This window comes from Microbacterium sp. LRZ72, from assembly GCF_033792225.1.
Classification (GTDB): Bacteria; Actinomycetota; Actinomycetes; order Actinomycetales; family Microbacteriaceae; genus Microbacterium.
The window spans coordinates 1-1,664 of sequence record NZ_JANGEX010000033.1; the positions used below are offsets into that span (position 1 = coordinate 1).

Annotated in this window: 1 protein-coding gene; it reads left to right on the top strand. The window is 67.2% G+C overall.

Going from position 1 to position 1,664, the window contains the following annotated elements:
- The first annotated feature begins 122 nt into the window (after positions 1 to 122).
- Positions 123 to 1,523 (top strand): IS1380 family transposase, encoded by a 1,401-nt coding sequence (locus tag M4I32_RS15105; protein WP_319035306.1) that lies wholly within the window; start codon positions 123 to 125, stop codon positions 1,521 to 1,523.
- Positions 1,524 to 1,664 lie beyond the last annotated feature (141 nt).

Consider the following 1,664-nt stretch of genomic DNA (forward strand, 5'->3'; position numbering starts at 1 on the left):
CCTGGATCCACCGATAGGTGTGCGAAGGGTTGCGGCGCGTTAAAGAGAGAATGCCTTTCCGATCAGGGAAAATAGTGAGTGTTCAAGCCACTATCTGTCCTGTTCGGGAAGGCATCTCGTAAATGCAATTGAAGCATGCTCCGGCCGCGGTGTCTGCGGTTTTCGATGATCCGAGTCTCGTGTCGGCCGCGGGAATAGTGCCGGTGATGCGGCTCGCGGATGCGGTTGGTTTGCGTGAGCTCGCCGACCGGCAGTTGACGGTCCCGACCGACAAGGGCGCGAACGCGGGGTTGAAGGTGTCTTCGCTGGTGGGCGGGATGTTGGCGGGCGCGGACTCGGTCGATGATATGAACCTGCTCCGTCACGGCGGGATGGGCAAGTTGTTCGCCGGCGTCTACGCGCCCTCGACCTTGGGGTCGTTCTTGCGGTCGTTCACGTTCGGGCACGTCCGCCAGCTTGACGCGGTCGCGTCCCGGGTCCTGGCCGGGCTCGCCGCCCACGCCCCGGTGATCTCGCCGCCACCGGCAGGCGGGTTCGTGTTCGTCGATATCGATGACACCGTGGTCGAGGTCCACTCCGCGGGCAAACAGGGTGCCGGGATCGGATACTCCCGGGTGCGGGGATTGAACGCCGCACTGGTGACCGCCTCGACGGACCGGTCCGCGCCGGTGATCTTGACGCAGCGTCTCCGGCGGGGTCAGGTCAACTCTCCCCGGGGTGCGGACCGGCTCATCGGCGACGCGCTGAGCACCCTGACCCGGACGGGCGCGGGCGGGCCGGTCCTGGTCCGTGCCGACTCCGCGTATTACGGGCATCCGACCGTGTCCCGGGCGGTGAAAGCCGGCGCGGACGTGTCGGTCACCGTGAAACGCAACCCCGCCGTGCTCGCCGCGATCGCCGCGATCGGCGAGGACGCGTGGACCCCGATCGAGTATCCCAACGCGACCTGCGACCCCGACACCGGGGAAGTCATCTCCCACGCCCACGTCGCCGAGATCCCGTTCACCGCGTTCAGTAAGAAGCCGAAGAAAGACCAGATCCCCGGGCGCCTGATCGTCCGCCGGGTGAAAGCACACCACGACCCCCGCGACACCCCGGCACTGTTCGATACCTGGCGGTATCACGCGTTCTTCACCACCGTCCCCACGACCCACCTCGACACGGTCGCCGCGGACCGTGTCCACCGCGCCCACGCGATCATCGAACACATCCACGCCGACCTGAAGAACGGGCCCCTCGCGCATCTGCCCTCCGGCCTGTTCGCCGCCAACAGCGCCTGGCTCGTCCTCGCCACGATCGCGTTCAACCTCACCCGCGCTGCCGGCGTGATCGCCGACCAGGCAGGACGCTTGGCGAAAGCGACGACCGCGACCATCCGCCGCACCCTCATCCATATCCCCGCACGACTGGCACGCTCCGCACGCCGCACCACGATGCACCTACCCGCAGCATGGCCATGGGAGACCGCGTACAACCGACTCTTCGCGAACACCCACGCGCCACCACCCGCCGCGATCACCTGACAATCGCCGCAACATCGGCGCGACCAAGGCTCCACGTGGACGACCGGGATGCGATGCCCGGAAATCACGCCTGCCCAACACCACCAACCCGACCCCGATCAAGACCCCACCACCACCGCCCGACCCATCGGTGGATTCGGG

What these genes read in the sequence shown, in the direction of transcription:
- M4I32_RS15105 (WP_319035306.1), top strand. Translation starts at nt 123, where the DNA reads ATGCAATTGAAGCATGCTCCGGCCGCGGTGTCTGCGGTTTTCGATGAT.